Below are 18,306 nucleotides of genomic sequence, written 5' to 3'. Positions count from 1 at the left end.
TGGACCCTTCCGTGACGCTCGAGGCAGGCACCCACGTCGGCAAGTACGTCGTGCGCCGCAAGCTCGCCGAAGGGGGCATGGCGGAGATCTTCCTGTGCACCGCGCGCGGGCCGGAGGGCTTCGAGAAGGAGGTCGTGATCAAGCGCGTGCGGGCGTTCCTCGCGAGCGACCCGGACTTCGTGCAGATGTTCATCGCGGAGGCGCGGCTGGCCTCGCGGCTCAACCACGCCAACGTGGTGCAGATCTTCGACTTCGACAAGCACGAGGACACCTACTACCTGGCGATGGAGTACGTGCGCGGCTGCTCGCTGTGGGAGCTGCGCAAGCGGAGCAAGGAGGCGATGACGCCGATGCCGCCCGTGCTGGTGGCGCACATCGGCGCGGAGGTCGCGCGCGGCCTGCACTACGCCCACCGCCTGCGGGTGAACGGCGAGCTGTTGAACCTGGTGCACCGGGACGTCACGCCGCACAACGTGCTCGTGTCCTACGACGGCGCGGTGAAGCTCACCGACTTCGGCATCGCGAAGGCGGGCAACAAGCTGACGAACCCCGGCGTGCTCAAGGGCAAGTTCGCGTACATGTCCCCCGAGCAGGCCCGGGGCGAGAGCGTGGACGTGCGCACCGACGTCTTCGCGCTGGGCGTGGTGTTGTGGGAGTTGCTCACCGGCGGGCGCCTGTTCCAGGGGGACTCGGAGATCGCCGTCCTGCGCGCGGTGCAGGAGAGCACCATCGTTCCGCCCGCGCGCCTCAACCCGGATGTGCCGCCGGACCTGGACGCCGTCATCTGCCGCGCGCTGGAGCGAGACCTGTCCAAGCGCTTCCAGACGGCAGGGGAGCTGGAGCGCGCGCTGGCCCAGTGCGTGTTGAACCACGCCCGCTCCGTGGACGACACCGACGTGGGCGCGTTCGTCCGGCCGCTGTTCCCCATCGCGGCGAGCAACCAGGCGCTGCCCGCGCTCCCGGAGCGCACCGCGCTGGAGGATGGAGCGCTGCCCGCCGCCGGAGCGCCGCCCCGCGAACCCACGGCGGTGATGCCGTCGCGCGAGCACGCCTCGGGAGCGAAGCGGGGCGCCTCGCCGGACGAGGACCGCCACGGGACGACGCTGGTGCTGTCGCGAGACGACCAGGCTCCAAGTGGTCGTCCTCCGCAGCCCACGCCGCAGATGCCGTTGCAATCCATGGGAAGGGAAGCGCCGCTCGCCCGGCGCAGCGAATCCCGCGAGGTCCCCGCCGCCAGGGATGCGTCCCCTCGCGACGAGAACTCCATGGCCGCCTGGGCCGGCTCCGCTGATGACGACGCCGGTGCGTCCGCGAGCCGTTCCGTGGATGGAGGCTCGCGGTCATCCGCCTCCGCGCGCCGGGCGGAGTCCTCGAGCCGCAAGCCCGACACCGCCTCCGCGCGCCGGGTCGCGCTCGCCGCCGACGAAGGCTCTGGCGCCGACGACCGTGAGCTCGACACGGTCTCCGCCACCGAGCCGGGGCCTCCCGTCGCGCCGAACCGCAAGCGTGCCCTGTGGGCTGGAGCCGCCGTGGTGGGGCTCGCGGGCCTGGTGGGCGTCCTCGCCGTGGCCCGTTCGAACACCGGTGCCCGGGACGCGGGGCAGGGGAGTCCGCCCGCGCAGGCCACGGCCCCCATCGCCAACCCTCCTCCGGCCACCGCCACGGTGCCGCCGGCCGAACCCGCCCGCACGCCGGCCGCGGAGGCCATCGACTCGGAGCTGGAAGGGCAGCAGCGCGAAGCCGCCCTGACCCCGCCTCCGTCCACCGAACCGGCCGCCCCCGCCACGGCGCCTGCCGCCGCGGATACAGCGAAGGCCATGGGCACGCTCCAGGTGCGGGCCAACCCCTACGCCACCGTCTTCCTGGGCGCGAAGCGGCTCGGGGACGTGCAGGGCCGTGCGAGCTACAAGGTGCCGGCCGGCACCTACAGCCTGACCTTCGCGCACCCGACCAGCACGAAGACGTTCACCGTCGTCGTCCCCGCCAACGGCTCCGTGATTCAGGAGTTCCGCGCGTCCCGCGGCCGCTGAGCTGGGCTGGAGCCCGCCTCCCGTCCCTCCATCCCCTGAAGCCCCCGGCAGCCGGCGCGCAGCGTCGGACGGACGACGTCCGCCCGCACGCCTGCTCGTCTTCCTTGACGAATGACGCGCGAATCTGGCACCTATGGCGTCCATTCAGTAGCCTCTATTCAATGGAATCGATGGACCTGCTCGCGCCCGACGAACTCGAGCGCATCGAGCGCGAAAACGCGGGAGGCCTGCCCGCGAACGCGATCCTGGAAATCTTCCGGCCCCGGGGCGTGAGGCTCTCGGAGGCGACGTTCCGGAAGTACGTCCAGGCCGGTCTGCTCCCCCGCAGCCGCCGTGTGGGCCGCAAGGGGAAGCACCAGGGAAGCCTGGGCCTCTACCCGGTGGAAGTGGTACGGCGCATCAACGTCATCAAGAAGATGATGGCCGAAGGACACACCCTGGAGGACATCCGTCGCTCCTTCGTGTTCCACCGAAACCACATCGACCAGCTCCAGCGGGACTTGTCGGAAGTACTGGACGGGTTCCAGGAGGAGCTGGGAGGGCGGCCCCTGGGAGGAGAACGCAGGAGGTCACTCGAAGCCCAGTTGGCAACGCTCAGGCAACGGGCGCAGGATCTGGTCCGGGATGTCGCCCGGTTGGGCAGCGCCGTCACGGCGCGCGAAGACGAAACGCTCCGGCCACAATAGGATGCCCCCCCGGGTCCTGTTGAACCGGATAGACTCCACACATCTGGAGGACGAAACATGTCGGAAGTGAAGCAGCTGCAGGAGGGCGAGGGGGGGAATGAGGAGGAGCAGCCCGCGGAACGCCGGCGCTCCAAGACGATGTCGCGCAAGGAGATGGCGCGCGACCTGCGCCGGCGCAGGCTCGCCGGTCAGCTGGACCCGGAAGAGGCGGAGACCCTCAAGCTCGTGGACGAGCAGCGGCCGCGCACCCGAGCGGACTGCATCAACGGCCCGCGCCCGTGCCTCTTCGTGTCCTGCAAGCACAACCTCTACCTGGACGTGAACCCGGAGACGGGCTCCATCAAGCTCAACTTCCCGGACAAGGAAATCACGGAGTTGGAGCACACCTGTGCCCTGGACGTGGCGGAGAAGGGCGGAATCACGCTGGAGGAAGTGGGGGAAATCATGAACCTCACCCGCGAGCGCATCCGTCAGGTGGAGACGCGCGGCCTGATGAAGCTGCGTGAGGCCACGGAGGCCGAGCCTCCCGTGTCCGCCCGCAAGCCCTGAGGGCAGGGCACTGTTTCGCTGAGGGCCTGGGGTGACGTGTTGCGTTGACACCCCAGGGGGTGGTTGCTAGGACCCGCGCCACCCCCCACCCATTGCGAGGCGCACACGTGCTGGCTCTCCTGAGCGTTTCCGACAAGCGCGGTCTGGTCCCCTTCGCCCAGGGCCTGGTGCGGCTGGGCTACCGGCTGCTCTCCACGGGCGGCACCCTGGAGGCCCTGAAGGCCGCCAGCATCCCCGCCACCCAGGTGTCCGAGCACACGAAGAGCCCCGAAATCCTCGGCGGCCGCGTGAAGACGCTCCACCCCCGCATCCACGGCGGCATCCTCGGCCGGCCCGACCTGGACAGCGACAAGGCGGAGATGGCGGCCCACAACATCGAGCCCATCTCGCTGGTGGTGGTGAACCTCTACCCGTTCCGCCAGACGGTGGCGTCCGGCGCGGGCGAGGACGACGTCATCGAGAACATCGACATTGGCGGGCCGGCGATGGTCCGCGCCTCCGCGAAGAACTTCCAGCACGTGGCCATCGTGGTGGACCCGGACGACTACGCGCCGGTGCTCGCGGAGATTGAGGGCCACAAGTCGGTGGGCCTGGAGACGCGGCGCCGGCTGATGCGCAAGGCGTTCGCGCACACGGCGGCCTACGACGCGTCCATCTCCGGGTGGCTGTCCGGCGAGGCCCAGGAGCCCTTCCCCGAAGAGCTGTCGCTCGCGTTCCGCAAGGTGCAGGGCCTGCGCTACGGGGAGAACCCGCACCAGCGCGGCGCCTTCTACAAGGAATACGCCGCCCCGAAGGAGCCGTCCGTCGCCTTCGCCAAGGTGCTCCAGGGCAAGGAGCTTTCGTACAACAACATCCTGGACCTGGACGCGGCCCTGGGGCTCGTCCTGGAGTTCCCGGAGAAGCCCTGCGCGGTGGTCATCAAGCACAACACCCCGTGCGGCGTGGCGGTGGACGACGCGCTGGAGAAGGCCTACCGCACCGCCCGCGCGGTGGACGAGGTGAGCGCCTTCGGCGGCATCGTCGCCTTCAACCGGGAGGTGGACGAGGCCACGGCGAAGGCCATGGCGGAGACGTTCCTGGAGGCGGTCATCGCGCCGTCGTACTCGGCGGTGGCGCTCCAGGTGCTGGCGGGGAAGAAGAACCTGCGCCTCCTGGAGGCGGGCCCCGCGCTGGCGTCCGCCACGGCGGCGCCCCGGCCCCAGGTGGACGCGCGCAGCGTGTCCGGGGGAATGCTGCTGATGGACCGGGACGCGGTGGAGCCGCCCCTGGAGTGGAAGGTGGTGTCCAAGCGCGCCCCCACGCCGGAGGAGGAGCGGGCCCTTCGCTTCGCCTGGAAGGTGTGCAAGCACGTGAAGAGCAACGCCATCGTCTTCGCGGCGCCGGCGCAGCTGCTGGCCCAGGGCGGCGGGCAGACGAACCGGGTGGACTCCGTGCGCATCGCCATGACGCGGGGTGGCGAGGCCCTCAAGGGCAGCGCCGTGGCCTCGGATGCCTTCTTCCCCTTCCGGGACGGGCTGGACGAGGCGGCCCGGGCGGGGGCGACGGCGGTCATCCAGCCAGGCGGGTCTGTCCGGGACGCGGAGGTGATTGCCGCCGCGGACGAACATGGGATGGCCATGGTGGTGACGGGAGTGCGACACTTCCGCCACTAACTTCATGCGCATCGTCTGCCAGAAATGCGCGGCGGCCTACGCGATCGACGATCGGTTGATCACGACCAAGGGCGTCCGCGCGCAGTGTCCCCGCTGCCGTCACCTCCAGCTCGTGAAGCGGGAGGCCTCGGCCGCGTCCGTGACGGCTCCCCCTGAAGGGGCCGTGCCTCCCGCCGCCGAGCCGAATCCGCCCGCGGCCGCACCGGCGCCTCCAGTCGCCCGCGAGCCCCGGAGCAATCCGGCCGCCGCGCCCGTCGCCGCGAAGCCACGGGAAGCACCGAAGGCGGCTGCGAAGTCGGACCTCTTCGGGGACTTCGGTGAGATGCCGGAGCTGGGGCCGCCGGGGAGCGTGGACCCGTTCGCGGACCTGGGGCCGCCCGCGGCGCAGGTCTCCCGGGGCCTTCCCGCGGACCCGTTCGCGAACCTGGGCCCGTCCTCGCCCAGGGCGGCGCCCGCCGCGAAGCCTGGCCCGCCGGTGCCCGACGCGCCCGGGGTGGCGGCTCCCGCGCCGGCAGCGGCGCCATCCGCTCCTCCGGAAGATCCGCTGCTCGACTTCCTCGGCCCGGCGCCCGGGGGCCTGGAGCCGGAAGCCCCGCTGGCGCCCACGCCCGGGCGGGCCTCCTCGCCTCCCGCCGGGGCGGTGTCCCTGGGCCGCATGTCCGCCCGCGCGCCCGCGCCGGTGGTCCCGAAGAAGGAGATGCACACGAACTGCCGCTCGTGCGGCAAGGACCTGACGGACCCCTTCGATCAGGCCCTGGGCACCTGCGAGGCCTGCAAGCAGCGGGAGTCCGCGTTCCCCCGGGAGTCGTCCGTGGTGGTGGCGCCCGAGGTGGCGGCGCCGCCTCCGTCCGACAGCGGCGGCCTGGTGGAACTGCCCATGATGAGCGGCCTGGACGGCACCGCGTCCGAGGACGAACCCCGGTTCGAGGGCGCCACGGCGCTGGCGCCGGACTCGCGCGTGAGCTCGGTGAAGCCCGCGCGCACGTCGCACATCACCGCCGCGCCGGTCCGCAGCGCGCAGCGTGGCGGAAGCGGTGGCGGCAGCCGTGCAGGAGTCTTCGGCCTGGTGGCGCTGGCGGTCCTGGGGGCCGGCGGTGCGGGCTACTACTTCCTCGTGCACAAGCCCCAGCAGGAGCAGCTGGCCCGGGCCGCGCAGCCCCCCGCTCCGGCCGCGGTGCCTCCGGAGGTGCTGACCGCGGTGGGCCGGTGGAAGCTCCAGTTCCTGGAGCTGGAGGGCACCAGCGCGGAGCACCTGGCCACCGGTCAGAAGCAGCTCGAGCTGGACCAGCGCATCGCCTACACGGAAGCCGAGGAGTCCTTCCAGCAGGCGCTGCTGCTCGACCCACGCAGCACGGACGCCATCGCCGGGTACGTGCAGGCGCTGGCGCTCGGGCGCGGTCCGGGCATGGACGACAACTCCTTCCAGGAGGCGCGCGACCTCATCCAGGCCGCGACGGGCATGGCTGGAGAGACGCCCGCGCTGCTCGTCGCGCACGCGAACCTGCTGCTGGCGCGCTCGCGTCAGTCCGGCAACCTGGAGGAGGCGGCGCGGCTGGCGACGGAGGTGCTGTCCCAGCCGAAGGCCGCTGACGCCTACAAGGCCGAGGCGCACCTGGTGCTGGGCCGCTCGCAGGTGGCCACGTCGCGTGAGCTGGCGAACCAGGAGTTCGACGCCGCGCGGAAGCTGGCGCCGAAGCTCCAGCGCGTGGACTACTACAGCGCGCTCGCGCACGAGCAGGCCGGCCAGTACGGGCTGGCGCTCAAGCAGCTGCGCCAGCGGATGGAGCTGGATCCCCAGGACTGGAACAGCCTGGAGGCCACCGCCCGCATCTACGTGGAGGTCGGCGAGACCGCCCGCGCGCGCAAGCTGTACGAGGACCGGTTGAAGGCGAAGGCGGGCGACGTGCGCGCCTCCCTGGCGCTGGCGGTGCTGCGCTACCAGGCGGAGGGCAACGCGCGCGAAGCCGTGCGCGCCCTGAAGGAGCTGACGAAGAACGCGTCCCGCTACGGCCCGCGAGACGCCTCCGAAATCTTCAGCCACCTGGCCGCGGCGGAGCGCACCGCGGGCAATGACACCGGTGCCGCGACCGCGGCCGCGGCGGCCCTGAAGGTGGTGCCGGCGATGCCGGAGGCCCACCTGCAGTGGTTCCTGGTGGCGCTGGCGCAGAAGGACGCGGCCCTGGCCCGCGAGCACCTGAAGGGCTTCCAGGGCCGGCTGCAGGACGCCGCGCTGGAGAAGGTGCTGGAAGGGCGCGTGCACCTGCTGGAAGGCGACGTGGCCGGAGCCCAGGAGCGCTTCCAGCAGGCGGTGCGGCTGGACGACCGCCGCATGGACGCGAAGCTGCTGGAAGGCGTGGCGGCGGCGAGCGCGAAGAAGCGCGACGAGGTCTTCCGCCTGTTCTACCCGGTGCTGGAGGCGCGCGAGTGGGATCCCCTGCGGCTGGCGCCCCGGCCCGCGCTGTCGCGCTTCTGGCTGCGGCCGGGCGACACGCTGGTGGGCGTGGAGAACGTGGTGAAGTCCCTGAGCGACCGTCCGGAGGACGTGCAGCCCCTGCTCTACGAGGCCCTGGTGCGCTTCCATCAGGGGGACCGTCAGACCGCGGAGCGGCTGCTGCACACCGTGGTGGACGTGAACGAGAACAGCGGCGGTGCGCAGGCGTACCGGGCGCTCATCGCGCTGGACACGAAGGGGCCGCAGGCCCGGAGCCTGGCGGAGCGCGCGGTGCGGGTCGAGCGCGGGCTGCCGGTGGCGCGCCTGTCGCTGGGGCTCGCGCAGGCCGCGGACAGGGACGTGGCGGGGGCGATGCGCTCGTTGCGGTCCGCCCTGGACGTCGCGCCGAAGATGCTGTCCGCGCAGACGAAGCTGGCGGAGCTGCTGATGACGTCGAAGCCGCAGGAGGCGCGCGCGGTGCTGGAGAAGGTGGTGGGGTTGGATCCCTCCTACTTCCCGGCGAAGACGCTGCTCTTCAAACTGGACGAGCGAGGTTGACGTGAAGGTCCTGTTGCTGGGGTCGGGCGGCCGCGAGCACGCGCTCGCATGGAAGCTGGCCCAGAGTCCTCGTCTCTCTCGGCTCCTCGTCGGCCCCGGCAACCCGGGCACGGCGCGGTGGGGCACCAACGTACCGTTGCAGGCGGACTCGCCGGAGGCGGTGGTGTCGCTGGCGCGCCGCGAGCGCGTGGACCTGGTGGTGGTGGGCCCGGAGGCGCCGCTCGTCGCGGGCGTCGCGGACGCGCTGGCGCAGGTGGACATCCCGTGCTTCGGCCCCGTCGCGGCGGCCGCGCGCATCGAGGGCTCCAAGGCCTTCGCCAAGGAGGTGATGGCGGAGGCGGGCGTGCCCACCGCGGCCTTCCGCGTCTTCACGGACGCGGCGGAGGCGGAGGCGTACGCCGTCGCGCAGGGCCGCATCGTGGTGAAGGCGGACGGCCTGGCCGCGGGCAAGGGCGTCATCGTCGCGCCGGACGCGAAGTCCGCGCGTGAAGCCGTGCGCGCCGTGGCCCAGATGGGGCAGGCGGGCCAGCGCATGGTGCTGGAGGAGCTGCTGGAGGGCGAGGAGGTCTCGCTGATGGCCCTGTGCGACGGCGAGCGCTACGTGCTCCTGCCGCTGTCGCAGGACCACAAGCGCGTGGGCGAGGGCGACACGGGTCCCAACACCGGCGGGATGGGCGCGTACTGCCCGGCGCCGTTCCTCACTCCGGCGCAGCTGGTCCAGGTGGGCGAGCAGGTCATCGCGCCCACGCTGGCGGTGCTCAAGAAGCGTGGCACGCCGCTGCGCGGGGTGCTGTACGCGGGGCTGATGCTCACGGCGTCTGGCCCGAAGGTGCTGGAGTTCAACGCGCGCTTCGGCGACCCGGAGACGCAGGTCCTGGTGATGCAGGTGGACGAGGACCTGCTGCCGCTGATGGAGGCGTGCGCGAAGGGGACGCTGGAGCCCCGGCCGCTGAAGCAGTTCCCGGGAGCGTCCGTGGGCGTGGTGCTGGCGGCGGAGGGCTACCCGGAGGCGCCGAAGAAGGGCCAGCGGATTGAAGGGCTGGACGAGGTGGCGTCGAACGCGCCCGTGTTCCTGGCGGGCGTGGCGAAGCAGGACGGCGCGCTGGTGACGGCGGGTGGCCGGGTGCTGACGGTGTGCGCTCGGGGTGACAGCCTGGCGACGGCGCGAGAGCGGGCCCTGGAGTCGGCGGACGCCGTACGCTTCGAGGGCAAGCACTTCCGCCGGGACATTGGCGCGCGGGGGCTGCGGGCGCGGTCGTGAAGCTGCTGGCGCGCTACCTGCTCAAGGAACTGCTCGTCCCCCTGGGTGTGTGGGTGGCGTTCATGTTCCTGCTGCTGTTCGTGATGCAGTTCCTGCGCGGCACGGACGTGCTGTTGGGCTCGGCGGTGACGCTGGTCGACCTGGGCCGGCTCATCGCGTACCTGGCGCCGCACTTCCTGGTGATGGCGCTGCCCATCGCGTTCCTGCTGGCCATCCTGCTGGGCCTGGGGCGGCTGGGAGAGGACCGGGAGCTCACGTCGCTGCAGGCCCTGGGCATCAGCCCGCTCCAGCTGCTGGCGGCGCCGCTGGGCGTGGGCATCGCGCTGAGCGCGTTCATGGTGCTGCTCACGTCCACGGTGGAGCCGTGGGGCCTCACGGGCGTGAAGGACCTGGTGGGCGAGGTCATCCAGAAGAACGTCGCGGGCGACGTGAAGTCCGGCGTCTTCTACGAGGACCTGAGCGACCTGACGTTGTACGCGCAGAAGGTGGCGCCCAAGGGCGGCGGGTGGACGAATGTGCTGTTGCACGACGACCGCGACCCCAGCTCGCCGTTGCTGGTGCTGGCGCACAAGGGCAGCGTGGGCACGTCCGAGCGGGGCGAGGCGCTGCGGATTGAATTGAGGGAAGGCGAGGTGCACCGCGCCAACCGCTCCTCGGTGGACGCGAGCGTCGTCGCGTTCGAGAAGGCGGAGATCAACGTGGGGCTGGGCGGCTCGCTGTCGCGGCGCAACCGGTTCCGCTCGCCGAAGGAGGAGCTGACGCCGGTGGAGCTGCTGGCGGCGGCGAAGGACGCGGAGGAGCGGCGCGAGGATGCGCGTCCCTTCCTGATGGCGCTGCACAGCCGGATGGGCAACGCGGTGGCGCCGGTGGCGTTCGCGCTCTTGGGCACGCCGCTGGCGATTGGCCGCAGGCAGGCGGGCCGCGCGTGGGGCTACCTGCTGACGCTGGGGGGCTACGTCCTCTATTACCTCCTGAGCCGCGCCTTCGAGCAGATGGGGCAGAAGGGCCAGATGCCGGTGTTCGTCGCGGGGCAGCTGGCGAACGTGCTCTTCATGGCGGTGGGGGCGTTCGCGCTGTACCGCGTGACGCGTTCGGGGACGGTGCGGTGAAGGGCACCCTCTTCCGGTACGTGGTGGGCGCGTACGTGCGCTACACGCTGGGCATCCTGGCGGGCGTGGTGGCGGTGTTCCTGGTGGTGGACTTCGTGGATCGCGCGAAGGCCTACGGTGGCGAGGGCTGGGTGCTGGATGTGCTCAAGCTCTATGGCTACAAGGCGCTGGTGACGGTGCAGCAGCTGGGGCCGGCGGCGCTGCTGCTGGCGGCGGGCACCACGGTGTCGGCGCTGCGCAAGAAGGGCGAGGTGACTGCGCTCCGGGCGCTCACCTTCGGACCGGCGGCGCTGTACCTGCCGGTGGGCGTGTGCGCGCTGGTGGCGTGCGTGGGGCTGGTGGTGTTCGACGAGACGGTGGCCGCGAGGGCAGGCCGGCGCGTGGATGAAATCACCACGCAGCGCTTCAACCGCTGGGGCGACTGGCGGATGTATTACACGCCGAAGCAGTGGTTCCGGCGGGGGGACGCCATCTTCTTCCTGCGAGGCGGCAATCCGCAGGAGGGCTTCGAGAACGTCTCCATCTTCACGCTGACGCCGGAGTTCAAGCTGCGCCGCCGAGTGGACGCGGGGCGGATGCGCCCGGTGGAGGGCACGCGCTGGGAGCTGACGGACGTGGTGGAGCGCACGTTCACGGAGGACGGGCGCACGTCCGTGACGCAGCAGCCCACCGCGGAGTACGAGCTGGGCGTGGGCGCGACGACGTTCCGCATCCGGCCGGGCCGTCCGGAGCAGATGCGCCTGGGAGAACTGGGCGAGCAGATTGTCGCGCGAGCGGAGGTGGGGCTCGCGACGAAGGCCTTCCAGCTCGCGTGGCACAACCGCTTCGCGTATCCGCTGGCGGGGCTGCCCGCTGCGCTGCTCGCGGTGGGCCTGGCGCTGCGGACGAACCGGCGCGGACACCTGACGGCGGCGGTGGTGGAGGGGCTGCTCATCGCCGTGGCGATGTGGGGCCTGATGGTGGTGTCCCGCACGCTGGTGCTCACCGAGCGCCTGGCGCCCGCCGTGGCGGCCTGGATGCCCACGACACTGCTGACCATCGTCGCGGCAGCCCTGTGGCTGCGCCGCGAAGGCCTGCTGCACCTGCCGCGCCGGAGCGCCACGCGGCAGGCGTAGGAGGCTTCACCCGCGAAGCAGCCGGCGCGTGTGCCGGGCGAGCTGAACCTCCTCATCGCTTGGCAGCACGCGCACCGGACAAGGCGACGCATCGGCCGTGAGGACCTCCGCGCCGGTTTCGTTCCGCCGCGAGTCCAACTGGATACCCAGGTGGCCCAGCTTCGCGCATACGCCCTCGCGGACCCGCGCGCTGTTCTCTCCGATGCCTCCCGTGAACACGAGCAGGTCCAGCCCGCCGAGCACCGTCGAGTAGGCCCCCACCGTCTTCGCGATGCTTCGCGTGAAGACGTCCACCGCCAGCTCAGCCGCCGCGTTGCCCGCCGCCGCGTCACGTGTGAGGGCCTGCATGTCGCTGGTCCCTTCCGACAAGCCCCGGAGACCGGCGTCGTGGTTCACCAGTGTCTCCAGCGCATCCGCGTCCATTCCACCCGTGCGCATCAGGAACAGCAGCACGCCCGGATCCAGGTCACCGGTGCGCGTTCCACTGGGGATGCCGCCCGTGGGCGTGAAGCCCATGGAGGTATCCACGGAGCGTCCGCGCTCCAGCGCCACGAGGCTCGCGCCGTTGCCCAGGTGGGCCACCACGGTGCGGGCGGGCACCTGGGGTGCGAGCCTCGCCACGATGGACTCGTACGACAGACCATGGAAGCCGTACCGCTGCACGCCCTGATCCCGCACGGAGCGGGGGAGGGGGAACGTCGAGGCGACCTCCGGCATCGTCGCGTGGAAGGCCGTGTCGAAGCAGACGAACTGCGGCACGCCCGGGTACTGCCGCTGCGTGGCCCGGATGAGCCGCAGCGCCGGAGGGATGTGCAGCGGCGCGAAGTGCGTCGCCTCCTCCAGCGCCTTCATCACCTCCGGCGTCAGGGCCTGGTGCTCGCGCAGGCGGGGGCCGCCATGCACCACGCGATGCCCGATGGCCCGGGGCCGCTCTCCGCCCAGCTCCTCCAGGTGCCGCACGGCCTCGCGGAACGCTTCCTCCTGTGACGGATGCCGCACGTCCACCGCGCGCACCTGCTCCCCCGCGCCGTCCTTCACGACCAGCCGGCCCTGCTCCGCGCCGATGTGGGTCGCGCTGCCCTTGAACCGCACCGCCTCCTGGCCACCCTGTTCGACGTAGAGACCGAACTTCAGCGACGACGAGCCGCTGTTGATGACCAGCACCGCGCCCGAATCGCTCATCGCGCGGTCCACTTCCAGTCGGCCACCTCGGGCATGTCCTCGCCGTGCTCCGACACGTAGAGCTTGTGGCGCTGGCGCACCTCGGAGAAGCGCTGCTCCGCGTCGTCCCGCCGGTGCCGCGCGGCCTTCGAGTGACGGATGGCATCCAGCGCCAGGGTGAAGCGGTCCATGTCGTTGAGCACCGTCATGTCGAACGGCGTCGTCGTGGTGCCCTCTTCCTTGTACCCGTGCACGTGGATGTTGTCGTGGTTGGCCCGGCTGTACGTGAGCTTGTGCACGAGCGTGGGGTAGCCGTGGAACGCGAACACCACGGGCTTGTCCGTGGTGAACAGGCGGTTGAAGTCCTCCTCGTTGAGTCCGTGCGGATGGACGTGCACGGGCGCGAGCGTGAAGACATCCACCACGTTGACCACGCGCACCTTGAGCTCGGGGGCCCACTCGCGCAGCAGCGTCACCGCGGCCAGCGTCTCCAGGGTGGGCACGTCGCCCGCGCAGGCCATCACCACGTCCGGGTCGCCGTCGTCATTGCTGGCCCAGTCCCACGCGCCAATGCCCTCCGAGCAGTGGCGCACCGCGCTCTCCATGTCCAGCCACGCCGGAGAGAGCTGCTTCCCCGCGATGATGAGGTTCACGTAGTTCTTCGAGCGCAGGCAGTGGTCCGCCACCGACAAGAGCGTGTTCGCGTCCGGCGGCAGGTAGATGCGAACCGTATCCGCCTTCTTGTTGGCCACGTGGTCGATGAAGCCCGGGTCCTGGTGGGAGAACCCGTTGTGGTCCTGCCTCCACACGTGCGAGCTGAGCAGGTAGTTCAGCGACGCGATGGGCTTGCGCCACGGCAGCTCCCTGGCGCTCTTTATCCACTTGGCGTGCTGGTTGAACATCGAATCGATGATGTGGATGAACGCCTCGTAGCAGGAGAAGAAGCCGTGGCGTCCGGTGAGCAGGTACCCCTCCAGCCAGCCCTGGCAGAGGTGCTCGCTCAGGACCTCCATCACGCGGCCGTCGACGGAGAGGTTCTCGTCCGTGGGCTCCTGCTTCGCGTCCCAGCTCTTGCCGCTGACGGCGTACACGTCCTGGAGCCGGTTGGACGCGTTCTCGTCTGGGGCGAACATGCGGAAGTTCTTCGTCGCCAGGTTGTTGCGCATCACGTCCCGCAGGTAGCCGCCCAGCACCTTGGTGGCGCTGACCTGCTTGGAGCCCGGGACGCCCGGGTCGACCGCGTAGTCGCGGAAGCCCGGCAGCGCGAGCGGCACCAGCAACTGTCCGCCGTTCGAGTGCGCGTTGACGCCCATGCGCAGCCGGCCCTTGGGGGCGATGTCCGCCAGCTCCTCGCGGAAGGTGCCGTTCGCGTCGAACAGCTCGCGGGGGCGGTAGCCGTGGAGCCACGCCTCCAGGATCTTCAGGTGCTCGGGGTTGTCGCGCACCTCGGCCAGCGGGACCTGGTGGGCGCGCCAGGTGCCCTCCACGGGCTTGCCATCCACCACCTTCGGGCCGGTCCACCCCTTGGGGGTGCGCAGCACGAGCATGGGCCAGCGCGGGCGGGTGGGGTCGTTCTTCTCTCGGGCGTGGCGCTGGATGCGCGTGATTTCGGCGTAGAGGGTGTCCAGCACCTGCGCCATCCGCTGGTGCATGTCCTTGGGGTCGTCGCCCTCCAGGAAGTAGGGCGTGTAGCCGTAGCCCTTGAAGAGCGACTCCAACTCGTCGGCGTCGATGCGGGCGAGCACCGTGGGGTTGGCGATCTTGTACCCATTGAGGTGCAGGATGGGCAGCACCGCGCCGTCGGTGATGGGGTTGATGAACTTGTTGGAGTGCCAGCTCGCGGCGAGCGCGCCCGTCTCCGCCTCGCCGTCGCCGACGACGCAGGGGACGATGAGGTCCGGGTTGTCCAGCACGGCGCCGTACGCGTGGAGCAGCGAGTAGCCCAGCTCGCCGCCTTCGCTGATGGATCCGGGGACCTCCGGCGCGTCGTGGCTGGGGACGCCGTAGGGCCAGGAGAACTGGCGGAACAGGCGCTTCATTCCGTCGCGGTTGCGCTCGATGTTGGGATACAGCTCCGTGTAGGAGCCTTCGAGGAACGTGTTGGCGATGATGCCCGGAGCGCCGTGGCCGGGGCCAATGAGATACATCATGTTGGCCCGGTGGTTCCGGATGATGCGGTTCAGGTGGACGTAGATGAAGTTGAGGCCGGGCGTGGTGCCGAAGTGCCCGAGCAGCCGGGGCTTGATGTCCTCGCGGGTGAGGGGTCGCTCCAGGAGCGGGTTGTCCTTGAGGTAGATCTGCCCGACGGACAGGTAGTTCGCCGCGCGCCAGTAGGCGTCAATCTTTCCAAGCTCCTCGTCACTCAGCGGACCCGCCATCTTTCATCTCCTAAAGTGAAGGCCGTGCATCCCCCGGCGGATGGGACTCCAGCTGGCCCACGCCATGCAATGTCTGTGATGGGAAAAATCGGGCGCGTCGGTTTCCCGACAGCGGAGCGGCCTTCGCGCGGCCGTCGTGTTGACCGCAAGCCCTAACGCCTATAGGGCACATTGGCAGCCATCGCCACGCGTCCCATCGTCCCTTGCTTTCGTCTGACAAGGAGTTGGGCCATGCGTATGCGATTCGGGTGGATCCTTGCAGGGTTGTCGTTCGTGGGCTGCGGTGGAGCGCGGGACATGGAGCGGCCCGTGGCCCAGGAGCAGCAGGTCCAGGCGCAGGCGTGCACACCCGCCATGGCGGCCTTCAAGGTGAAGGACCTCCTCCCGCCGGGTGCGCCGTTGCCTTCGCCATCCCGGCCCATTCCCGATTGGCTGACGAACGTGGCGGGCACGCTGTACTTCACCGTGGATCCCTACCAGGGGACGGCTGGGCTGTGGCGCAGTGACGGCACCGGGGTGGGCACCGTTCCGGTGAAGGAGTTCCCCTTCGCGGGCTTGAACTACCGGGACTTCTCGTCGCTCACGGCCGTGGGCTCGCGAGTCTTCTTCAAGATGAGTGACCCGGCCACGGGCTTCGAGTTGTGGGTGAGCGACGGGACGGCGGCGGGAACGAGGCTCGTGAAGGACATCGTGCCGGGCAGCGCGAACTCCATTCTCTCGAACCTCACCGACCTGGGGGGCGTGCTGACCTTCTTCCGCAGGGAGGAGAGCGCGGTGGAGCTGTGGCGGTCGGACGGGACGGAGGCGGGGACGTACCGGGTGGTGGACTTCGGCTCGGGGGCGTCCCTGTCCAGCTCCACGGTACGGACGAATGACGCGCTGTTGTTCTTCCTCCAGGACGCGACCCACGGCACGCGCCTGTGGCGGACGAACGGCACGGCGGCGGGCACCCGGCTCGTCAAGCGCGTGGACGCGGGGGCCCCCTTCGTGACGGCGACGCGCCGGCTCGCGAACGGCAACGGGATGTTCACGCTGGACGACTCCTCCGGGACGGAGGTGTGGCGGACGGATGGAACGGCGGCGGGCACGGTGCGCCTGGACACCTTCGGCAAGCAGGCGCGGCTGCTGGGGGCGCTGGGCTCCTACGTCTACCTGTCCACGCTCGCCGACGATGGCGAGCGGTTGAAGCTGAACCGCCTGTCGCTCTCCGGAGGCGGGAAGACCCCGGTGACGACGCTGCCCAATCCCTATCCTGGCCAGCAGGACAACACGCCCTCCGTGCGGGACTCGCGGGAGGCCGGGGGCAAGCTCTACCTGTCCGTGGCGATCAGCTCGCCGGGCCCCGCGCCTCGCCAGGTCGGGCTGTGGGTGACGGACGGCACGGCGGGAGGGACGCGGCAGGTCAGCCAGGGGCTCACCACGTCCGACGAGAGCAGTTCGCCCCTCTTCGACACGGGCTCTGGCACGCTGCTCTTCAGCTCGTGGGACGGCGGACTGGGACTCATGCCGCAGGTCACGAATGGCACGGCGGCGGGCACGGGGCGCGTCACCACCTCAAGCCCCGGGGCCGAGGGACCCGAGGAGTTCACGCGCGTGGGCAACAGGATCTACTTCCGGGGGTTCTCCGGCGTCTGGGGTGACGCGTTGTGGGCCGTGTCCGCCAACGTGACCTGCACGCCGCTGAGCGCCAGCGCGGAGTGACAAGGCCGGTGAGCGTCAGCGCAAGGCCAGACGCATGACGTGCCGCCGGGTTCCAGCGAGCCCCAGCTCCTGGAACCCGGCGGCTTAGAAGGACGCCGGGCATCAGTGGGAGGCGGTGACGTCCGACATGTTCACGGGCGTGGTGACGCGCTTCACCTTGGGGAAGAACAGGCCCGCCGCGAACGCGGCGATCATCGCCGAGCACATGATCCAGAAGTTGATGGACAGCCCGGTGTTCAGCGCTCCGCCGAGCGTCTCGAGGACGGCGGGAGCCAGGCCGCGTCCATGCTCGGGGCCGAGCAGCTCCGTGGCGGCGCTCACGGGGACATTCGGGTCCTTCATGAGCTGTGACACCAGCACGCCGCCCATGATGCCCACGCCCAGCGACCCGCCGATGGTGCGGAAGAACATGCTGCTGGCCGTGGCCACGCCGCGCAGCTCCCAGCCCACGGTGGTCTGGACTGCCACCATGGTCGCCATGGCGGCGAAGCCCAGGCCAATGCCAAACAACCCCATGGCGAGCTGCGGCACCAGCATGGAAGCCCCGGGCTTGAGCAGCAGCGCCATCAGCACGGTGCCAATGGAGGCCAGCCCCAGCCCGCCGACGATGAGCGGCCGGAACCCGGTGCGCACCATGAGCCTGCCGCCGATGAGGCTCGCCAGCGGCCAGCCGACGATCATGGGGGTGATCATCCCGCCCGCCATCGTGGCGGAGCCGCCGAGCACGCCCTGCACGTACAGGGGCACATAGGTGGTCGCGCCGAACTGGGCGGCGGAGAAGAGGGCGCCGGCCAGGCTGGAGATGGCGATGGTGGGAATCTTGAAGATGCTCATCGGGATGATGGGCTCGGCGGCGCGAAGCTCCACGAACACGAACGCGGTGAGGAGCACGGCGGCCAGGGGCAGGGCGAGCAGCGTCGCTCCCGAACCCTGCACCCCGAACAGCAGCGCCACGACGCCCGAGGACAGCAGCGCCGCGCCCGCGTAGTCGAGCCGTGCGCGAGGCTTGGGCTGGAGCTGCTCGTGGAAGAACATGACGAGCAACACCATGGACGCGATGCCGATGGGGATGTTGATGAAGAAGATCCAGTGCCACGTGAGGTACTTCACGATGAGGCCGCCGGTGAGAGGGCCCGCGAGGCCCGCGATGCCCCACACGGCGCTGAACGCGCCCTGGACCTTCCCGCGCTGCTCCAGCGTGTAGATGTCCCCGATGATGGTGAGCGCGATGGGCTGCATGGCGCCGGCGCCCAGGCCCTGGAGGACGCGGAACGCGATGAGCATGTTCATCGACGTGGAGAACCCGCACGCCAGGGACGCCAGCAGGAACAGGGTGGAGCCGAAGAGGACGATGGGCTTGCGGCCGTAGAGGTCGGCGAGCTTCCCGTAGATGGGGACGGTGATGGTGGACGACAGCATGTACGCGGTGAAGACCCACGCGTAGTGCTGGATGCCGCCCAGGTCGCTGACCACCGTGGGCATGGCGGTGGAGACGACGGTCATCTCCAGCGCGGCCACGAAGAGGGACAGTGCCAGAGCCAGGGTGGTGAACGGTCGATGGGTGGTGCGCATGTCGGAAGGGGGACCGGGGAAAGGACCCTGGGTAACGCGTGCCCGTCCGGAGCGCCAACGTCAAGCGCGTGAAAAGGGATGACGGCGTCCATCGACGGGGATT

General features: G+C 70.6%; 12 protein-coding genes. 9 read left to right on the top strand and 3 right to left on the bottom strand.

Going from position 1 to position 18,306, the window contains the following annotated elements:
- The first annotated feature begins 11 nt into the window (after positions 1 to 11).
- The 8 genes from D7X99_RS00400 to D7X99_RS00360 all read left to right on the top strand — a co-directional run bounded on the left by D7X99_RS00400 (position 12) and on the right by D7X99_RS00360 (position 11,391).
- The gene (locus tag D7X99_RS00400; RefSeq protein ID WP_171805360.1) at positions 12 to 2,030 is read left to right on the top strand and encodes a serine/threonine-protein kinase; all 2,019 of its coding nucleotides are present in this window, start codon (positions 12 to 14) and stop codon (positions 2,028 to 2,030) included.
- Between the two features lie 161 nt (positions 2,031 to 2,191).
- Positions 2,192 to 2,716: a MerR family transcriptional regulator gene (locus D7X99_RS00390; protein WP_121775951.1), complete on the top strand. Its 525-nt coding sequence runs from the start codon at positions 2,192 to 2,194 to the stop codon at positions 2,714 to 2,716.
- A 57-nt stretch (positions 2,717 to 2,773) separates the two neighbouring features.
- Complete coding sequence (locus D7X99_RS00385) at positions 2,774 to 3,265, top strand: sigma factor-like helix-turn-helix DNA-binding protein (protein ID WP_014397952.1); 492 nt, start codon at positions 2,774 to 2,776, stop codon at positions 3,263 to 3,265.
- Positions 3,266 to 3,372: 107 nt separating this feature from the next.
- Positions 3,373 to 4,917 carry a bifunctional phosphoribosylaminoimidazolecarboxamide formyltransferase/IMP cyclohydrolase gene (gene purH / locus D7X99_RS00380; protein ID WP_121775950.1) on the top strand — a complete coding sequence of 515 codons (1,545 nt, stop codon included), beginning with the start codon at positions 3,373 to 3,375 and terminating at the stop codon, positions 4,915 to 4,917.
- A 4-nt stretch (positions 4,918 to 4,921) separates the two neighbouring features.
- A complete protein-coding gene (locus D7X99_RS00375) occupies positions 4,922 to 7,906 on the top strand; it encodes a zinc-ribbon domain-containing protein (RefSeq protein ID WP_121775949.1) in 2,985 nt (994 codons plus the stop codon).
- Position 7,907: 1 nt separating this feature from the next.
- A complete protein-coding gene (gene purD, locus D7X99_RS00370) occupies positions 7,908 to 9,167 on the top strand; it encodes a phosphoribosylamine--glycine ligase (protein WP_121775948.1) in 1,260 nt (419 codons plus the stop codon).
- A complete protein-coding gene (locus D7X99_RS00365) occupies positions 9,164 to 10,276 on the top strand; it encodes an LptF/LptG family permease (RefSeq protein ID WP_121775947.1) in 1,113 nt (370 codons plus the stop codon). The genes purD and D7X99_RS00365 overlap by 4 nt, the downstream gene beginning before the upstream one ends.
- Positions 10,273 to 11,391 (top strand): LptF/LptG family permease, encoded by a 1,119-nt coding sequence (locus tag D7X99_RS00360; protein ID WP_121775946.1) that lies wholly within the window; start codon positions 10,273 to 10,275, stop codon positions 11,389 to 11,391. The genes D7X99_RS00365 and D7X99_RS00360 overlap by 4 nt, the downstream gene beginning before the upstream one ends.
- 6 nt (positions 11,392 to 11,397) lie before the next feature.
- Here the strand turns inward: D7X99_RS00360 and D7X99_RS00355 are convergent, their stop codons facing one another.
- Positions 11,398 to 12,573 carry an acetate/propionate family kinase gene (locus D7X99_RS00355; RefSeq protein WP_121776035.1) on the bottom strand — a complete coding sequence of 392 codons (1,176 nt, stop codon included), beginning with the start codon at positions 12,571 to 12,573 and terminating at the stop codon, positions 11,398 to 11,400.
- Complete coding sequence (locus tag D7X99_RS00350) at positions 12,570 to 14,930, bottom strand: phosphoketolase (RefSeq protein ID WP_121775945.1); 2,361 nt, start codon at positions 14,928 to 14,930, stop codon at positions 12,570 to 12,572. Before D7X99_RS00350 ends, D7X99_RS00355 begins: the two co-directional genes overlap by 4 nt.
- A 231-nt stretch (positions 14,931 to 15,161) precedes the next feature.
- Between D7X99_RS00350 and D7X99_RS00345 the strand changes: the two genes are divergently transcribed.
- Positions 15,162 to 16,631 carry an ELWxxDGT repeat protein gene (locus D7X99_RS00345; RefSeq protein WP_121775944.1) on the top strand — a complete coding sequence of 490 codons (1,470 nt, stop codon included), beginning with the start codon at positions 15,162 to 15,164 and terminating at the stop codon, positions 16,629 to 16,631.
- A 102-nt stretch (positions 16,632 to 16,733) separates the two neighbouring features.
- Here the strand turns inward: D7X99_RS00345 and D7X99_RS00340 are convergent, their stop codons facing one another.
- Complete coding sequence (locus D7X99_RS00340) at positions 16,734 to 18,203, bottom strand: MDR family MFS transporter (RefSeq protein WP_121775943.1); 1,470 nt, start codon at positions 18,201 to 18,203, stop codon at positions 16,734 to 16,736.
- Between the last annotated feature and the right edge of the window lie 103 nt (positions 18,204 to 18,306).

The sequence above is a fragment of the Corallococcus sp. AB032C genome (assembly GCF_003668935.1).
GTDB classification, from domain to species: Bacteria; Myxococcota; Myxococcia; order Myxococcales; family Myxococcaceae; genus Corallococcus; species Corallococcus exiguus.
Note: the sequence above shows the minus strand (reverse complement) of the source record. Positions and strands in the feature narration are given on the sequence as shown.

Excerpts from the sequence above, each read along its gene's own strand:
- D7X99_RS00390 (WP_121775951.1), top strand. The coding sequence starts at position 2,192 with ATGGAATCGATGGACCTGCTCGCGCCCGACGAACTCGAGCGCATCGAG.
- D7X99_RS00385 (WP_014397952.1), top strand. The coding sequence starts at position 2,774 with ATGTCGGAAGTGAAGCAGCTGCAGGAGGGCGAGGGGGGGAATGAGGAG.
- D7X99_RS00375 (WP_121775949.1), top strand. The coding sequence starts at position 4,922 with ATGCGCATCGTCTGCCAGAAATGCGCGGCGGCCTACGCGATCGACGAT.
- D7X99_RS00355 (WP_121776035.1), bottom strand. The coding sequence starts at position 12,573 with ATGAGCGATTCGGGCGCGGTGCTGGTCATCAACAGCGGCTCGTCGTCG.
- D7X99_RS00350 (WP_121775945.1), bottom strand. The coding sequence starts at position 14,930 with ATGGCGGGTCCGCTGAGTGACGAGGAGCTTGGAAAGATTGACGCCTAC.
- D7X99_RS00345 (WP_121775944.1), top strand. The coding sequence starts at position 15,162 with ATGCGTATGCGATTCGGGTGGATCCTTGCAGGGTTGTCGTTCGTGGGC.
- D7X99_RS00340 (WP_121775943.1), bottom strand. The coding sequence starts at position 18,203 with ATGCGCACCACCCATCGACCGTTCACCACCCTGGCTCTGGCACTGTCC.